Genomic DNA, 14,986 nt, shown 5'->3' on the forward strand with positions numbered 1-14,986 from the left:
CGGAGGCGGCACCGGCCCCGGTGCAGGATCAGGCGACCACCCCGGCAACGGAGCAGACGGAGCAGGAGGCCCGCGCCGCATGAGTTACAGGCCCGCACCTTTCGACGACCTGGACCGCAAGATCGTTGCGGCGCTCATCGAGAACGCCCGGACGAGCTTCGCGGAGATCGGTACGGCCATCGGCCTGTCGGCCACCGCGGTCAAGAGGCGGGTGGACCGGATGCGGGAGAACAACGTGATCACGGGGTTCACCGCCACCGTCCAGCCGGCCGCGCTGGGCTGGCTCACCGAGGCGTATGTGGAGGTGTACTGCGACGGCGCGGCACCGCCCCGCCGTATCGCCGAGGTCGTGCGCAACCACCCGGAGATCGCCGCGGCCATGACGGTCACCGGCGGCGCGGACGCCCTGCTGCATGTGCGGGCCACCGACGTCGGGCACTTCGAGGAGGTGCTGGAGCGGATCCGGGCGGAGCCGTTCATCCGCAAGACGATCAGTTACATGGTGCTGTCGCACCTGCTGCCGGAGGCGCCGGAGGCCGGCGCCCGGCACTCCGCGCTGAACGGCGCAGCAAACCACTCCTGAGCAGGCTCTTCACGCAGCATTCCTGCGCCTGAAAGCAGCCTTTCCTCCTTGTCGTCCGCCTCCCTCGCTCCTTACCGTTGAGTGCACCCGAGGTCACTTCCGGTGACCGGCCGCCGCATAACGGCCGGCGTTCACCGGACAACGGTCACCACCCCCGGCCGACCCGGTCCGCGCCACCGACCCGGTCACCCGGTCACCCGTAGGAAGCGAAGGGATCCTTCTGTGCCGACGAATCCCGTACCGGCAGGGCCGGTATCGACGAATCCGGAGCCACCCCGTCCGGACCGCGCGCCGCGCCCCCGGCGCTATCTGGTCTGCGAGCCCCGGTTCTTCGACGTGCAGTACGCCATCAACCCCTGGATGCGCGAGGACGCGCAGGTCGACACGGAACTGGCCACCTCCCAGTGGGAGACCCTGATCCAGGCCTACCGCGCCCACGGCCACACGGTGGAGTCCGTGCCGCCGGCCGCCGGCCTGCCCGACATGGTGTTCGCGGCGAACGCCGCGCTCGTCGTGGAAGGCCGGGTCTTCGGGTCGAATTTCCACGCCCCGCAGCGCCGGCCGGAGTCGACCGAGTACGACACCTGGTTCAAGGCCACGGGGTACGAGGTCTACCGTCCGGAGTCGCTGTGCGAGGGCGAGGGCGATCTCGTCCCGGTCGGCCCGTACATCCTCGCGGGCACCGGCTACCGCACGACGCGCGCGGCGCACGACGAGGTGCAGGAGTTCTTCGGGGTGCCCACGATCGGGCTCCAGCTGATCGACCCGTACTTCTACCACCTGGACACCGCCCTGTTCGTCCTCGCGGACGGGAGTGAGGGCGCTGACGGGACCGGCGGCCGCACCGACGCGAACATCGCCTACTACCCCGAGGCCTTCTCGTACGGCAGTCGCGAGGTACTGCGACGACTGTTCCCCCGGGCGGTGATCGCCACCCGGCAGGACGCGATGGCCTTCGGCCTCAACTCCGTCTCCGACGGCCGCCATGTCTTCGTCGCACCCCGGGCGAGCGGCCTCATCGACCAGCTCACCCGCCGTGGTTACGTCCCCGTCCCCGTCGACCTGTCGGAGTTCCACAAGGCCGGCGGCGGCATCAAGTGCTGCACTCAGGAGATCCGTTCATGACTGCGCCCACCCGCATCAGCGCCCCCGCCACCGACTCCCCCGGTGCCCGCGCCCCGCGCTCGTCCGAGGACCTGATCCGCGCCGAGGGCCCGGTCCTCGCGCACAACTACCACCCGCTGCCCGTCGTGGTCGCCCGCGCCGAGGGCGTCTGGGTGGAGGACGTCGAGGGGCGCCGCTACCTCGACATGCTGGCGGGCTACTCCGCCCTCAACTTCGGCCACCGCCACCCGGCCCTGATCGAGGCCGCGCACCGCCAGCTCGACCAGCTCACCCTCACCTCCCGCGCCTTCCACAACGACAAGCTGGCCGGTTTCGCCGAGGGCCTGGCCGAGCTGACCGGCCTCGACATGGTGCTGCCGATGAACACCGGCGCCGAGGCGGTGGAGAGCGGCATCAAGGTCGCCCGCAAGTGGGCGTACGACGTGAAGGGCGTGCCGGCCGACCGGGCGACGATCGTGGTGGCCGCCGACAACTTCCACGGCCGGACGACCACGATCGTCGGCTTCTCCAACGACGAGACCGCCCGCGCCGGCTTCGGGCCGTTCGCCCCGGGCTTCCGCATCGTCCCCTACAACGACCTGGCCGCCCTCGAAGCGGCCGTGGACGAGACGACGGCCGCCGTCCTGATCGAACCGATCCAGGGCGAGGCGGGCGTCGTCATCCCGGACGACGGCTACCTCACCGGCGTACGCGAACTGACCCGCCGCGCCGGATGCCTCTTCATCGCCGACGAGATCCAGTCCGGCCTGGGCCGCACCGGCAGCACCCTGGCCGTCGACCACGAATCCGTCGTCCCGGACGTCCTGCTGCTCGGCAAGGCGCTCGGCGGCGGCATCGTCCCGGTCTCGGCCGTCGTCGCCCGGCGCGACGTGCTCGCGGTGCTCGGCCCCGGCCAGCACGGGTCGACGTTCGGCGGCAATCCGCTGTCGGCGGCGGTCGGTTCGGCCGTGATCGAGCTGCTCGCCACCGGTGAATTCCAGCGCCGGGCGGCCGAGTTGGGCGAGGTGCTGACGTCCGGGCTGGCGGCGCTGACCGGCAAGGGCGTCACGGGCTTCCGCGCCCGCGGCCTGTGGGCCGGCGTCGACATCGACCCGGCCCTCGGCACCGGCCGGGAGATCAGCGAACGCCTCATGAAGGAAGGCATCCTGGTCAAGGACACCCACGGCTCCACCATCCGGCTGGCCCCGCCCCTCACGATCACCCGCGAGGAGCTGGAGTCGGCACTGGGCGGCCTGGAGCGGGCGCTGGCGTAGCTCCCGGCGGCGGTGGCCGGGGCGGCGGACGACGGCAGGGTCAGCCGACTCCCGCCCCGGCCCTCCCGGCCGGCTCGGACACCGCCACCGGCGCCGCGTCGTTGCGCTGCGCGGCCCAGCCGTCCAGCGCGGTGCGGCAGGCGTGGTCCAGGTGGCGCAGCCGCGTCAGGTCCAGTTCGACGGCCCGGTCGTGCGGCAGCGCCTCCAGCGCGTCCAGGATCCTGGGCAGCCGCAGGAAGGTCGCGTTGCCGCTGAGGGCGACGACGGTACCCCGGCCGTCCGCCGGCTCCCGCACCTCGACCTGCACATGGGACGTCTCCCAGGCGGTCTTCACGACGGCGAGCAGCAGCCCGAGCAGCACACCCTCGAACATGTTGGTGAAGACGATCGCGCCCGCGGTCACCCCGAGGATCACCGCTTCGCCCCGGTGTTCCCGCCACAGCTGCGACACCTGCCGTACAGGCACCAGCTTCGCCCCGGCGTGCACCAGCACGGCCGCGAGCGCGGCCAGCGGGACGATGCCGAGCGCGGTGGGGAGCAGCGCGGCGAACAGCAGCAGCCAGGCGCCGTGCAGGATCCGGGAGAGCTTGGTGCGGGCGCCTGCCTGGACGTTGGCCGCGCTGCGTACGATCACCGCGGTCATCGGCAGCGCGCCGAGCATCCCGCACACGGCGTTGCCCGCGCCCTGTGCCATCAGCTCCTTGTCGTAGTCCGTACGCGCCCCGTCCTTCATCCGGTCGACCGCGGCGGCGCTGAAGAGGCTCTCCGCCGAGGCGATGAGGGCGAAGGCGAGAACCGTTCCGATGACGGACAGCTGCGCGAGCCCGCCGAGTGCGCCCGCGTCGGGCGGCTGGATGGACGCCAGCAGACCGTGCACCTCGACCTTGGCGACCGGCAGCTTGAACACGGCGGTGACGAGGGTGGCGACGGCGATGGCCGCGAGCGGTCCCGGCACCAGACGCACCTTGGCCGGCAGCCGCTTCCACAGGACGAGGAGGGCGAGGGTGCCCACGCCGATGCCGAACGCCGAGACGGCCTCGGGAGTGCTCACGAGGTGCGCGACCAGCCCCGGCAGCCCGGTGATCTTGGCGAGTCCGGTGCTCGGCTGGCTCGCGTCGGCCATCGCGTAGACCTGGCCGAGGACCAGGATCAGGCCGATACCGGCCAGCATTCCCTGGACCACGGCGACGGATATCGCCCGGAACCACCGTCCGCAGCGCAGCGCGCCGAGTGCCAGTTGCAGGACGCCGGCGGCGAGCACGATCGCACCGAGCGCCCCCAGCCCGTACTGCTGCACCGCCTCGTGCACCAGGACGGTCAGCCCGGCCGCCGGGCCGCTGACCTGGAACGAACTGCCCGGCAGGCAGCCGACGACGAGGCCGCCGACGATGCCGGTGAGCAGCCCGAGTTCGGCGGGCACGCCGGAGGCGACGGCGACACCGACGCACAGCGGGACGGCGACGAGGAAGACGACGAGCGAGGCGAGGACGTCACGCCGCACCGTGGTGGGACTCATCCGGGGGAGCCGGAACCTGGACGGCGGTGGGGGCGTGGGCGGGGAGGTGGTGGGGGTGGTGGCTGAGGACGGCATGGGTCTTCGATCCCTCCGGGAGGGGTGAGGAGTGAGGGGAGAGCGAGGGTGGGGGTGACGGTGCGGTGGGGTGGCCGGTGAGGCCGGTGAGGCTCGCGGCGGCTACAGCGGCTGGAAGGTCCCGCTGTCCGGGCGGTGACTGCGGACGGCGCCCGTGTGCACCTCGTAGAACCAGACGTCCAGGGAGAGCCGGCCGGCCTCCATCGCTTCCCGCACACACGGGTAGGCCCGCAGCCGCTCGCCCTGCACGAGCGCGTGCCGCTGAACGGCGTCCGCGAGGTCCGGCCCGGCCACGTCCACCGCTCCGGCGTCCCTGGCCGGCCCGTGCGGCCGCTCCGGGGCGGCGGCCTCCAGCCAGCCCCGGACCGCGGGCGCGCCGCTCAGGTCGTCGCCGCGCACCAGGGCACCGACCGCCCCGCAGTGCGAGTGCCCGCAGACGACGATGTGCCGTACGCCCAGCACCCGCACCGCGTACTCGATGGTCGCGGTTTCGCCCGCGGGGTGCGGATTTCCGTACGCCGGGACGATGTTGCCCGCGGTGCGCAGCTCGAACAGGTCGCCGGGGCCGGCGCCGGTGATCAGCGAGGGCACGACGCGGGAGTCGGAACACGTGATGAACAGGGCCTGCGGGGACTGCCCGGCGCCCAACCGGCGGAATTCCTCGGCGCGATCGGCGCACCGGCGCTCGAAGGTACGGGCGTGCGCGGTGAGTTGCTGCATGGAGTGGCCTGCCTCCTACTCGCCCTCGTGGGCGCGTGGTGTGGTCGGGTCATGACGGCGGTGACCCGGTGTGGTCGTGATGCCGCCGGGGGCGCTCGGTGAGCACCTGCGGCACACCATGGCGCAGTGATCCTGAAGCGGAGCTGAAGGCCGCCGGGAAGCCGGGGCGGAAAGCCGGCCGGAAGGGGGGTGCGCGGGCGGGATCCGGAAGAGGGATCCGTGCGGGGAGGGGGCCCACAATGGCCGTCCCAGCCCACGAGAGGAGCCCGGCATGACGACGCCGTCACGCCCACCGTTTCCGCCGTTCGACGAGGCCGGCGCGCTGCGGAAGGTGCAGGCCGCGGAGGACGCGTGGAACACCCGGGACCCCGAGCGCGTCGCGCTCGCCTATACCGAGGATTCCGTATGGCGTAACCGCGACACCTTCCTCACCGGCCGCGCCGCCATCGTGGCCTTCCTGCGCCAGAAGTGGGACCGCGAACGCGACTACGCGCTGCGCAAGGAGCTCTGGTCGTTCGGCGGCAACCGGATCGCGGTGCGGTTCCAGTACGAGTGCCATGACGCGGCCGGGCAGTGGTGGCGCAGCTACGGCAACGAGCTGTGGGAGTTCTCCGGCGACGGGCTGATGAGCCGCCGCGAGGCCGGTATCCACGACGTCGCGATCACGGAGTCCGAGCGGCGGATCTTCGGCCCGCGACCGGATTCCGAGAAGGGGGCTCCGCTCCCGGTCCGGTGAGCACGCCCGACGCACCGCTCGCCCCTGCCCGGCACGCTCAGCCCGGTCGTCGGACGAGGGCGCCGAGGGTGGCCACGCCCTCGGCGATCTCCGACGGGGAGCGCGCGGCGTAGCCGAGTACGAGGCCGGGGCGGGACGGGCGTTGGCCGCGCCAGGACAGCGGCTGCACCTTCACTCCCCCGGCCAGGGCCGCCGCGGCGACGGCCGCATCGGAGAGAGCGGCGGGGTGGGTGGGGCCGGCCCGGTCGCCGGGGTGGGTGAGGTCGGCCGGGTCTCGTACCAACTCCCTTGGCACGAACCGTGCTTGGCCCTGTCTTGGAATGAGCGTTCCAGGATTTCACCACCGAATGCGGTGACCGGCTCCCGCTCCGGCTCCGGGATCTCGCCCCGCCGCGCTCCCGCCCGGCAGCCGATCCCCCCGAAAAGACGGGTTCTTGCCCACCCGTTTATCCCCCCTTTGCCCTCCCCGCCAACCGGTACTTTTCCCACCGCCGCACGGCTTCCCAACTCGCCCTGTCCCGGCATAGGCCGCCGCTCGCCGGAGCGCTAAGGTCGTTTTTTCAGGGTCGGAACGGGGAGAGGCAGCCTTGATGGCGCAGGACGAAGCCGTGATCGGCTGTACCGGGGAGTTGCTGATCGGCACTCGCGGGGCGGCAGGCCCAGGTGAGGTTCTGGTGCGGATCAGGGGCGGCTCGGAGGCCTTCCTCGCCTGGTCCGCCGAGCCCCTCCCCGCAGGGGCGACCGTGCTCGTGATCGAGTCCCGTGGCAGCCGCCAGGTCGACGTCATCGAGTGGACTGATCCGTTGGACGCGTTGACCGGTGATGCCGGCAACGCAGGTTGAGGAGACGAAGGATGTTCGGTTACCGCGTTCCTGCCCCCGATGAAGCCATGCTGATCTCGGGAGGCAGGCGTGGTCAGGGGGGCGCTCCGTTCCGGGTGGTGACAGGGCACGGCAAGTTCGTGCTGCCGGTCTTCCGCAAGGTCCGCTTCCTGACCCTGTCGATGTGTGAGGCCGAGGTCGCCGAGACCTGCGTGACGAAGCAGGGCATCGCCTTGACGGTCCGCGCGGTGATCGCCTTCAAGGTCGGCAACGACACCGAGAGCGTGGTCAACGCCGGGCAGCGGTTCCTCTCCGACCAGGACCAGATGTCGGTGCTGACCGGCCGGATCTTCGCCGGTCATCTGCGGTCCATCATCGGGTCGATGACGGTCGAGGAGATCGTCACGGAGCGGCAGAAGCTGGCCACCGAGGTCCTGGAAACCTCCAAGACCGAGATGGCGAAGATCGGCCTGATCGTCGACTCGCTCCAGATCCAGTCCATCGACGACGGCGAGACCGGCTACATCGACGCGATGTCCGCCCCGCACAAGGCGGCCATCCAGCGGCAGGCCCAGATCGCCCAGGCCCAGGCCACCCAGGCATCGGTCGAGGCGCAGCAGGAGGCGGCGCGTAACCAGGCCGAGTACTCCCGGCAGACCGCCGTCGTCCAGGCCGAGTACTCCGCCCAGGTCGACCGCGCGCAGGCACAGGCCGCGCAGGCGGGCCCGCTGGCGCAGGCGCACGCCCAGCAGGAGGTGCTCGCCGCGCAGACCGAACTCGCCGAGCGTGCGGCCCGGTTGCGTCAGCAGGAGCTGGTCGCGGAGGTCGTCAAGCCGGCGGAGGCGGAGGCCGAGCGGATCCGGTTGCTGGCGATGGCCGAGGCCGAGCGGATGAAGATCCAGGCCGAGGCCGCCGCTTCGTACGACCGGGTGGCGCTGGACCGGATGATCATCGATCAGCTCCCGCAGATCGTCAAGGAAGCCTCCGCCGGCCTGGCGGGCGCCAATGTCAACGTCCTCAACGGCACGGACGGGCTCGGCGAGATCGCCGCGGGCCTGGTCGGCCAGGGTCTGACGATCCTCGACTCGGTCCGCCGGAATCTCGGTACCCCGGCCCCCGAGGGCGCGTCGGACAGGAACGGCGACGCCGGCCGGCCGAACTCCGGCAAGGCGGGCAACGGCCGCGTCGAGATCGAATAGCGGCACGATCCGGTGGTCAGTCAGCCCGAGGGGGCCGGCAGGAGGATGCCTCCTGCCGGCCCCCTCGGGCTGACCGGGGAGGCTGGGGTCTGTCGTTGGGATCACGCCGGACCCCGCGGGCCCGGCGTGATCCCAACGACAGACCCTAGGCCTGCTCCGGCCCCGCCCCCGCCTGCTCCGGGTCATGGGTGCCGACCGCTCGGGCCTTGTCCACGAGCCGGTTGAGCACGGTGACGGTGGTGGCGATATCGGCGTCGCCGACATCGTCCAGGGCCTGGTGGAGGATGGCCCGCCCGGCCTCTTGCAGGCGTTCGAGCACGGCCTTGCCGCGCGGGGTGATCGCCACCTGCCGGGCCCGGCGGTCCTGCGGGTCCGGGGTGCGCTCCACCAGATCCTGGGCCGCCAACTGGCCGATCTGGCGCGTGACATGCGAGGGCTCGACCATCAGCAGGGCGGCCAGATCGCCCACCCGGCTGCCGCCCCCCTTGCTGTCCAGGGCCATCAGCAAATAGAGGTCGGAGCGCCCCGCCTTGACCCCGGCAAGGGCCGCCTGGCGCTCGTGCGACTGCGACCGCGTGACGAGGTAGGACAGCGTGGCCAGCACTCTTTGCAGCGCGACGATGGGGTCCTGGGCTCTCGCGGGGTCCGGCATGGGGGCACTTTAGCGGCCCTCGCCGACGGGACGGTCACCGTGATCGTCGGTCGGGATTGAGCCAACCTCACGCATGCCCCGGCGGCCCCTTCCCCGCCCGCCGAGACGTGGGTTACCGTGTGAAACAACTTACTTGCTTAAGTTAGGTAATGAATTCTGAAGAGCCTCACCCTCCAGGTGACGGCCCGTCAAAGAGTGGCGTAACCCGCACCGTTCGGCACGGCAGCACCGTGTCCCGATCGTGGAAGGACCAGCCGAATGACGACCGCAGAACGTACCGAACCGAACCGAGCAGCGGCCCCGGGACAGGCCCCGGCCCCCCTCTCCGTCCCCGCCCCCCGAGCCGGCGGCTGCCCCTTCGATCCGGCACCCGCCGTCGAGCAGGCGCGACGGGAGGAGCCGGTCACCCGCGCGACCCTCTGGGACGGCTCGTCCTGCTGGCTGGTCACCCGCCACGAGGACGTACGGGCCGTACTCGGCGACCCGCGCTTCAGCGCCGACGCCACCCGCCCCGGATTCCCCTTCCTCACCGCCGGCCTGCGGGAACTCGTCGGCCGCAGCAGCCCCAGCTTCATCCGCATGGACGACCCGTCGCACGCCCGGCTGCGCCGCATGCTCACCGCCGACTTCATGGTCAAGAAGGTGGAGGCGATGCGCCCGGAGGTACAGCGCATCGCCGACGACCTGCTGGACCGGATGACCGACGGGCGGACCTCGGCCGACCTGGTCCCCGAGTTCGCGCTGCCGCTGCCGTCCCTGGTGATCTGCCTGCTGCTCGGCGTCCCGTACGAGGACCACGCCTTCTTCCAGGAGCGCAGCCGGATCCTGCTCAGCCTCCGCTCGACGGCCGAGGAAGTACGCGTCTCGCAGGACGAGTTGCTCGGCTATCTCGTCCGCCTCGCCGAGTCCAAGCAGCGCGACCCGGACGACGCCATCGTCAGCCGGCTGGTCGCCCGCGGCGAGCTCGACTTCGAGGAAATCGCCTCCATGGGGCGGCTGTTGCTGGTCGCGGGCCATGAGACGACGGCGAACATGACGGCCCTGTCGATCCTCGCGCTGCTGCGCAACCCCGCGCAGCTGACCAAGCTGCGTGACGACCCGACGCTCATCAAGGGCGCCGTCGAGGAGCTGCTGCGTTATCTCTCGATCGTCCACAACGGCGTCTCCCGGGTCGCCACGGAGGACGTCACCGTCGGCGGCCGCACCATCCCCGCCGGTGAGGGCGTGCTGTGCATGATCAACACGGCCAACCGCGACGAGGACGCCTTCCCCGCGGCGGACACGCTGGACGTGGGCCGCGACGCCCGCCGGCACGTCGCCTTCGGCTTCGGCGTCCACCAGTGCCTGGGCCAGCCGCTCGCCCGTATCGAGCTGCAGATCGCGCTGGAGACGCTGCTGCGCCGGCTGCCCGGCCTGCGGCTGGACGCCGCCTTCGAGGAGATCCCGTTCCGTCACGACATGGGCGTCTACGGCGTCCATGCCCTGCCGATCGCCTGGTGAGCGCCGCACCCGGGTCCCACCGGGGCCGCCGCCGCACACCGGCCTCCTCGCCCCTGCCCGTATCCCCTGCTCGCCCGGCCGCTGACGGCCGGCAAAACCATGGAGCGAACCATGCGCATCGTCATTGACCAGGACAAGTGCTGCGGCGCCGGAAGCTGTGTGCTGGCGGCGCCGGACGTCTTCGACCAGCGCGACGAGGACGGCATCGTCGTCCTCCTCGACGCGCAGCCGCCGGCCGATCTGCACGACGCGGTGCACGAGGCCGCGGCCATCTGTCCGGCCGCCGCGATAGCGGTGGAGCAGGCCGAACGGGTGTGAGCCCGGACGGCGCCCCACCGGCGCCCCGCCGTGCGGCCAAGGGGCTCTGACGCGGAAGTCCGGCATACGCGGCCCTATGGGGGTGCACATGCGTTTACCCTGGGAACTCGGGGTGAACGCATGTGCACCCCTGTCCGCGTTCCCGCCCGCCCGGCCCGCCCTCGGCCGTACGGAGAGCCATGCCCGGAGGAGTCATGACCGAAGGAGCCGCACCCGGAGCCATACCCGAGCCGCCCGAGACCCCCGAGACCCACCACCCCCGCGCACTCGTCGCCGTCCTGGCGTTCTGCGGCGTGGTCGTGGCCCTCATGCAGACGCTCGTCGTACCGCTCCTGCCGCACATCCCGGAACTCACCGGCGCCACCCCGGCCACCGCCAGCTGGCTGGTCACGATCACCCTGCTGACCGGCGCGATCTGCACCCCCGTGCTCGGCCGGGTGGGCGACATGTACGGCAAGCGCCGGGTGCTGCTGATCTCGCTGGGCGTGCTGGTGCTCGGCTCCGTGCTGTGTGCGGTCAGTTCGCAGATCGGGGTGCTGATCGCCGGTCGCGCGCTGCAGGGCGCGGCGCTCGCGGTGGTGCCGCTGGGCATCAGCATCATGCGCGACGAACTGCCGCCGGTACGCGTCCTGTCGTCGGTGGCGCTGATGAGCTCCACGCTGGGCATCGGCGCCGCCGTCGGCCTGCCGGTCGCCGCGCTGGTCATCGAGCACTTCAACTGGCACACCATGTTCTGGGTGTCGGGCGCGCTCGGGGTGCTGGACATCGTGCTGGTGCTGAGCTGCGTCCCCGAGTCGCCGCTGCGCTCGCGCGGCCGCTTCGACGTCCTGGGCACGCTCGGGCTGACCTGCGCCCTGGTCGCCCTGCTGCTCGCCGTGACGCAGGGCGCCGACTGGGGCTGGATGTCGGTGCGCACCGTGGGGCTGCTCGTCGCGGCCGTGGTGATCTCGCTGTTCTGGGGCGCGTACGAGCTGCGTACGGTCTCGCCGATGGTCGATCTGCGGGTCTCGGCACGTCCCGCGGTGCTGCTGGCGAACATCGCCGCGCTGCTGATCGGCTTCGCCTTCTACGCGAACTCGCTGGCCACCGCGCAAATGGTGCAGGAGCCGCGGAGCACCGGCTACGGGCTGGGCGCGTCGATCGTCGTCAGCGGGCTGTGCCTGCTGCCGGGCGGGCTGTCGATGGTGGCGCTGTCCCCGGTGTCGGCCCGGATCTCCGCGAAGCACGGCCCCAAGGTGACGCTGGCGCTGGCCTCCGCGCTGATGGCCGTGGGCTACGCCGTACGGTTCTTCACCAGCCACGAACTCTGGATGATCATCGCGGGTGCCACGGTCGTGGCGTCCGGCACGGCCCTCGGCTACTCCGCGCTGCCCGCGCTCGTGATGCGCGCCGTACCGGCCGGCGAGACGGGCGCGGCCAACGGCCTCAACACCCTGATGCGCTCGGTCGGCCAGGCGTTCTGCAGCGCGGCGGTCGCCGCCGTACTGGCCAACGTCACCTTCCGGGCGGGCGGCCGGACCGCGCCGACCCTGCACGCGTACCTGCTGGTCTTCCTCATCGCCGGGGGCGCCGCGCTGCTCGCCCTCGCCGTCACCCTGTGCCTGCCGGGCCGCCGGGCTCACCCCTCGGAGGGGGCGGACCGTACGGCCCTGGGCGCCGGGACAAAGACGGCGGGCGGTGGCGCCGTCGTGACCGGTACGGTACGGAAGCCGTGACCGGTATGGCCGGAAAAGGCCTGCGGCCGTGCCCCGTTGGGCGGACGGCGCTCACCCAGGAGGACGCATGACCGCTCAGGCCGCCCCCGGCCCCGACACGGCCCCGGGCCGCATCGCCATCCTGCGGGCCGCCCGCCGGGCCTTCGCGCTCCGCCCCTACGCCGAGGTCACGTTGCGCGCTATCGCGGCCGACGCGGGGGTCAGCGCCTCGCTGATCGTCAAACGGTTCGGCAGCAAGGAGCACCTGTTCACCGCCGTGGCCGACTTCGGCCCCGCCGCCGATGAGCTCTTCTCCGCGCCGCTCCCCGAACTCGGCCGCCATCTGGTGCTCACGCTCGTCGGCCGGCGCCGCGCCCAGCAGGGCGATCCGCTCCTGCGGGTCGTCTTCTCGCTGGGCATCAGCGATGAACGCTCGTTGTTGCGCGACCGCTTCCAGGAGCAGATCACCGACCGGCTCGCCACCCTGCTGACCGGCCCGGACACGGCCCTGCGGGCCGAACTGATCGCCGGCCAGCTGCTCGGCCTGGGCGCCACCCTCAGCATCCACCGCACCGGCGCCGCGTCGCTGGCCGCGCCCGACAGGCTGGCCGATCTCTACGCCCCGGCCCTGCAGCAGCTGCTCACCGGCTGAGCGGCGCACCGCACCACCCGGCCGCCCGCCCGGCGGCCCGGCGATACGGCTGCCCCCGCCTACCCCTGCGGGACGAGCCCGTCCGCGACCAGGCCCGACAGCACCGCCTCACCCAGCGCCTGCACCGCGGACTGCGGGCGCACCATCACGGTGAACTCCTTGATCAGGCCCGCCTCGTCGTACTGGAGCAGATCGATGCCGTGGATCTGCTTGCCGTTGACGGTGGCCCGGAAGATCAGGATCGTCGACGCGGCCTCCCCGCCGTCCGGCCCTGCCGCCGTCTGCGCCTCACCGGCCAGCTCGCCCACGTACCGGAAGTCCTCGAAGGTGCGCAGCAGCACGCCGAACAGGCCGAGCACCGTCGGACGGCCCTCGAAGGGGGTGAACTTCACCGGGCTGTAGAGGCGGATGTCCTCGGTGAACAGCTCGTCCAGCGCGCCGAGTTCGCCCGATTCCACCGCTGCCCTGAAGCGTTCCGCCGTCGCCGTCGCCATGATGACTCCTCACTGTTCGCCGCGCCCACAGGCACCTGCCCACCGACTCGCATAGTCACCACTATGATTAGTCATATTCTTGAGTAAGGGAAGGGGTCGCCGCGATGGCGCTCAAACACGCGGTACTGGCCGCGCTGCTGGACGGCGAGTACAGCGGCTACCAACTGGCCAAGGCCTTCGACGTCGGCGTCGCCAATTTCTGGCACGCCATGCCGCAGCAGCTCTACGCCGAGCTGGCCAAGCTGGAGACGGACGGGCTGGTCGCCGGACGCCAGGTGGTGCAGGAGACCCGGCCCAACAAGCGGCTCTTCCAGGTCACCGACGCGGGCCTCGCCGAGCTGGAGCGGTTCGCCGCCCACTCGTCCAAGCCGTCGTTCATCCGGGACGACCTGCTGGTGAAGGTGCAGGCGGTGGACCACATCGACGCCACCGCGGTGATCGGGCAGCTCGACGAGCGGGCCGCGCTCGCCGCCGCCAAGGCGGAACTCTTCACCAAGATCCTCGCGCGACTGCGCGGCGACCTGGACGAGGCCGCCTTCCTGGCGCACGGCACCCGGATCGGCCCGTATCTGACCTGCCTGCGCGGCCTCGGCTTCGAACAGGAGACGCGCGACTGGTGCGAACGGATCGCGGGGGTGCTGCGGGCGCGGAACGACCCCCCGGGGCAGCACGGCCGGGGTTGATCCGCACGGCGTCGCCCCGGGGCCGTCCCGCCGCCGGGACGGCCTCAGCGCTCGGCCGCGTCCGTCCCCTCCGGTGACACGCCCTGCGCCGCTCCCCGCGCCCCCTCCGGCGACTCCAGCGTCCACGACGCCAGCAGCCGCAGGGACTCGGCCGAGGAAGAGGACGGTTCGGCGTGGTAGGTGATCAGTTGCTGGTCGGGGTCGGCGGGGAGCGTCAGGGTCTCGTAGGCCAGGGTCAGCCGGCCGACCAGGGGGTGGTTGAGGGTCTTCACGCCGAAGCCCTTGTCCTGGACGTCGTGCGCGGCCCAGAGCTTCCTGAACTCGACGCTTTTCAGGGAGAGTTCGCCGATCAGCGAGGCGAGCTCCGGGTCGTCCGGATTGCGGCCCGCGTCGCGCCGCAGATAGCCGACCACATCGGCGGCCTTGGCGTCCCAGTTCTCGTACAGGTCACGCGCCGCGGGGTCGAGGAAGACATGCCAGGCCAGATTGCGGCGCTCGGGCGGCAGTGCCGCGAAGTCGCCGAGCAGCGCACAGGCGAGGCGGTTCCAGCCGATGACGTCCAGCCGCCGCCCGATGACGTAGGTCGGCATGCCGTCCATCGTGTCGATCATCTGCTGGAGCGCGGGGCGCACCCGCTGCGGCCGGCGGCCCGCGGCGGGGCGCCTCCGGCGGGAGACCGGCCGGGCGAGGTGGGTGAGGTGGTCGCGTTCGGCACCGGTCAGCCGCAGGACGTTGCCGATCGCGTCCAGCACGGCGGCGGAGACGTTCTGGCCGCGGCCCTGCTCCAGGCGGATGTAGTAGGCGACGCTGACCCCGGCCAGCTGCGCCAGCTCCTCCCGCCGCAGCCCGGGGACGCGGCGCCGGCCGTGGTCGGGGAGTCCGACGTCCTGCGGGCGCAGCCGGGCCCGCCGGGACCGCAGGAACTCGCTCAATTCGGTGCGCTGGTCCATGACCGCAGTATGCGT

17 protein-coding genes are annotated in these 14,986 nt (G+C 72.0%); 11 read left to right on the forward strand and 6 right to left on the reverse strand.

The annotated features are described in order from the left end of the window. Positions 1-79: 79 nt before the first annotated feature. The 3 genes from ACIRQ7_RS17270 (at position 80) to rocD (ending at position 2,961) form a co-directional block, all read left to right on the forward strand. Positions 80-583 (forward strand): Lrp/AsnC family transcriptional regulator, encoded by a 504-nt coding sequence (locus tag ACIRQ7_RS17270; protein ID WP_401464948.1) that lies wholly within the window; start codon positions 80-82, stop codon positions 581-583. Positions 584-805: 222 nt separating this feature from the next. Next, positions 806-1,708 (forward strand): dimethylargininase, encoded by a 903-nt coding sequence (gene ddaH / locus ACIRQ7_RS17275; protein ID WP_404263262.1) that lies wholly within the window; start codon positions 806-808, stop codon positions 1,706-1,708. Beyond that, on the forward strand, positions 1,705-2,961 hold the full coding sequence (gene rocD / locus ACIRQ7_RS17280; protein WP_404263263.1) for an ornithine--oxo-acid transaminase: 1,257 nt from the start codon (positions 1,705-1,707) through the stop codon (positions 2,959-2,961). The genes ddaH and rocD overlap by 4 nt, the downstream gene beginning before the upstream one ends. A 40-nt stretch (positions 2,962-3,001) precedes the next feature. On the opposite strand, the gene ACIRQ7_RS17285 is transcribed toward rocD, so the two are convergent. Together ACIRQ7_RS17285 and ACIRQ7_RS17290 are read right to left on the reverse strand one after the other, a co-directional pair. Further along, positions 3,002-4,477, reverse strand: coding sequence for a SulP family inorganic anion transporter (locus ACIRQ7_RS17285; RefSeq protein WP_404263264.1), 1,476 nt, complete (start codon positions 4,475-4,477; stop codon positions 3,002-3,004). Positions 4,478-4,654: 177 nt separating this feature from the next. Then, a complete protein-coding gene (locus ACIRQ7_RS17290) occupies positions 4,655-5,272 on the reverse strand; it encodes a carbonic anhydrase (protein WP_404263266.1) in 618 nt (205 codons plus the stop codon). A gap of 271 nt (positions 5,273-5,543) precedes the next feature. Here ACIRQ7_RS17290 and ACIRQ7_RS17295 point away from each other — a divergent pair, with 271 nt between their 5' ends. Continuing rightward, a complete protein-coding gene (locus ACIRQ7_RS17295) occupies positions 5,544-6,008 on the forward strand; it encodes a nuclear transport factor 2 family protein (protein ID WP_404263268.1) in 465 nt (154 codons plus the stop codon). 37 nt (positions 6,009-6,045) lie between these two features. Here ACIRQ7_RS17295 and ACIRQ7_RS17300 read toward each other — a convergent pair whose 3' ends face one another. Beyond that, entirely contained in the window at positions 6,046-6,303 is a 258-nt protein-coding gene (locus ACIRQ7_RS17300) for a hypothetical protein (protein ID WP_404263270.1), read from the reverse strand. Positions 6,304-6,598: 295 nt separating this feature from the next. On the opposite strand from ACIRQ7_RS17300, the gene ACIRQ7_RS17305 reads away from it, so the two are divergent. Together ACIRQ7_RS17305 and ACIRQ7_RS17310 are read left to right on the forward strand one after the other, a co-directional pair. Further along, positions 6,599-6,850 (forward strand): hypothetical protein, encoded by a 252-nt coding sequence (locus ACIRQ7_RS17305; protein WP_401464924.1) that lies wholly within the window; start codon positions 6,599-6,601, stop codon positions 6,848-6,850. An 11-nt stretch (positions 6,851-6,861) separates the two neighbouring features. Beyond that, positions 6,862-8,028: an SPFH domain-containing protein gene (locus tag ACIRQ7_RS17310; RefSeq protein ID WP_404263272.1), complete on the forward strand. Its 1,167-nt coding sequence runs from the start codon at positions 6,862-6,864 to the stop codon at positions 8,026-8,028. A 145-nt stretch (positions 8,029-8,173) separates the two neighbouring features. Here ACIRQ7_RS17310 and ACIRQ7_RS17315 read toward each other — a convergent pair whose 3' ends face one another. After that, positions 8,174-8,680, reverse strand: coding sequence for a MarR family winged helix-turn-helix transcriptional regulator (locus ACIRQ7_RS17315; RefSeq protein ID WP_404263274.1), 507 nt, complete (start codon positions 8,678-8,680; stop codon positions 8,174-8,176). A gap of 258 nt (positions 8,681-8,938) precedes the next feature. Here ACIRQ7_RS17315 and ACIRQ7_RS17320 point away from each other — a divergent pair, with 258 nt between their 5' ends. The 4 genes from ACIRQ7_RS17320 (at position 8,939) to ACIRQ7_RS17335 (ending at position 12,844) form a co-directional block, all read left to right on the forward strand. Then, a complete protein-coding gene (locus ACIRQ7_RS17320) occupies positions 8,939-10,180 on the forward strand; it encodes a cytochrome P450 (RefSeq protein ID WP_404263275.1) in 1,242 nt (413 codons plus the stop codon). A 111-nt stretch (positions 10,181-10,291) separates the two neighbouring features. Further along, positions 10,292-10,498 (forward strand): ferredoxin, encoded by a 207-nt coding sequence (locus ACIRQ7_RS17325; RefSeq protein ID WP_401464912.1) that lies wholly within the window; start codon positions 10,292-10,294, stop codon positions 10,496-10,498. 194 nt (positions 10,499-10,692) lie between these two features. Further along, a complete protein-coding gene (locus ACIRQ7_RS17330; RefSeq protein WP_404263276.1) occupies positions 10,693-12,213 on the forward strand; it encodes an MFS transporter in 1,521 nt (506 codons plus the stop codon). A 67-nt stretch (positions 12,214-12,280) separates the two neighbouring features. Next, complete coding sequence (locus tag ACIRQ7_RS17335) at positions 12,281-12,844, forward strand: TetR family transcriptional regulator (protein WP_404263278.1); 564 nt, start codon at positions 12,281-12,283, stop codon at positions 12,842-12,844. A gap of 59 nt (positions 12,845-12,903) precedes the next feature. On the opposite strand, the gene ACIRQ7_RS17340 is transcribed toward ACIRQ7_RS17335, so the two are convergent. Further along, complete coding sequence (locus ACIRQ7_RS17340; protein ID WP_404263280.1) at positions 12,904-13,338, reverse strand: nuclear transport factor 2 family protein; 435 nt, start codon at positions 13,336-13,338, stop codon at positions 12,904-12,906. A 104-nt stretch (positions 13,339-13,442) separates the two neighbouring features. Here ACIRQ7_RS17340 and ACIRQ7_RS17345 point away from each other — a divergent pair, with 104 nt between their 5' ends. Next, positions 13,443-14,021, forward strand: coding sequence for a PadR family transcriptional regulator (locus ACIRQ7_RS17345; RefSeq protein ID WP_404263281.1), 579 nt, complete (start codon positions 13,443-13,445; stop codon positions 14,019-14,021). Positions 14,022-14,065: 44 nt separating this feature from the next. Here ACIRQ7_RS17345 and ACIRQ7_RS17350 read toward each other — a convergent pair whose 3' ends face one another. Beyond that, complete coding sequence (locus ACIRQ7_RS17350; protein ID WP_403673576.1) at positions 14,066-14,971, reverse strand: helix-turn-helix transcriptional regulator; 906 nt, start codon at positions 14,969-14,971, stop codon at positions 14,066-14,068. Positions 14,972-14,986 lie beyond the last annotated feature (15 nt).

Origin of the sequence: Streptomyces sp. NPDC101393 (genome assembly GCF_044767385.1) — a bacterium.
Classification (GTDB): domain Bacteria; phylum Actinomycetota; class Actinomycetes; order Streptomycetales; family Streptomycetaceae; genus Streptomyces.

What these genes read in the sequence shown, in the direction of transcription:
- ACIRQ7_RS17325 (WP_401464912.1), top strand. Translation starts at nt 10,292, where the DNA reads ATGCGCATCGTCATTGACCAGGACAAGTGCTGCGGCGCCGGAAGCTGT.
- ACIRQ7_RS17340 (WP_404263280.1), bottom strand. Translation starts at nt 13,338, where the DNA reads ATGGCGACGGCGACGGCGGAACGCTTCAGGGCAGCGGTGGAATCGGGC.
- ACIRQ7_RS17310 (WP_404263272.1), top strand. Translation starts at nt 6,862, where the DNA reads ATGTTCGGTTACCGCGTTCCTGCCCCCGATGAAGCCATGCTGATCTCG.
- ACIRQ7_RS17305 (WP_401464924.1), top strand. Translation starts at nt 6,599, where the DNA reads ATGGCGCAGGACGAAGCCGTGATCGGCTGTACCGGGGAGTTGCTGATC.
- ACIRQ7_RS17285 (WP_404263264.1), bottom strand. Translation starts at nt 4,477, where the DNA reads ATGAGTCCCACCACGGTGCGGCGTGACGTCCTCGCCTCGCTCGTCGTC.
- ACIRQ7_RS17330 (WP_404263276.1), top strand. Translation starts at nt 10,693, where the DNA reads ATGACCGAAGGAGCCGCACCCGGAGCCATACCCGAGCCGCCCGAGACC.
- ACIRQ7_RS17290 (WP_404263266.1), bottom strand. Translation starts at nt 5,272, where the DNA reads ATGCAGCAACTCACCGCGCACGCCCGTACCTTCGAGCGCCGGTGCGCC.
- ACIRQ7_RS17315 (WP_404263274.1), bottom strand. Translation starts at nt 8,680, where the DNA reads ATGCCGGACCCCGCGAGAGCCCAGGACCCCATCGTCGCGCTGCAAAGA.
- ACIRQ7_RS17270 (WP_401464948.1), top strand. Translation starts at nt 80, where the DNA reads ATGAGTTACAGGCCCGCACCTTTCGACGACCTGGACCGCAAGATCGTT.
- ACIRQ7_RS17345 (WP_404263281.1), top strand. Translation starts at nt 13,443, where the DNA reads ATGGCGCTCAAACACGCGGTACTGGCCGCGCTGCTGGACGGCGAGTAC.
- ACIRQ7_RS17350 (WP_403673576.1), bottom strand. Translation starts at nt 14,971, where the DNA reads ATGGACCAGCGCACCGAATTGAGCGAGTTCCTGCGGTCCCGGCGGGCC.
- rocD (WP_404263263.1), top strand. Translation starts at nt 1,705, where the DNA reads ATGACTGCGCCCACCCGCATCAGCGCCCCCGCCACCGACTCCCCCGGT.
- ACIRQ7_RS17295 (WP_404263268.1), top strand. Translation starts at nt 5,544, where the DNA reads ATGACGACGCCGTCACGCCCACCGTTTCCGCCGTTCGACGAGGCCGGC.
- ACIRQ7_RS17335 (WP_404263278.1), top strand. Translation starts at nt 12,281, where the DNA reads ATGACCGCTCAGGCCGCCCCCGGCCCCGACACGGCCCCGGGCCGCATC.
- ACIRQ7_RS17320 (WP_404263275.1), top strand. Translation starts at nt 8,939, where the DNA reads ATGACGACCGCAGAACGTACCGAACCGAACCGAGCAGCGGCCCCGGGA.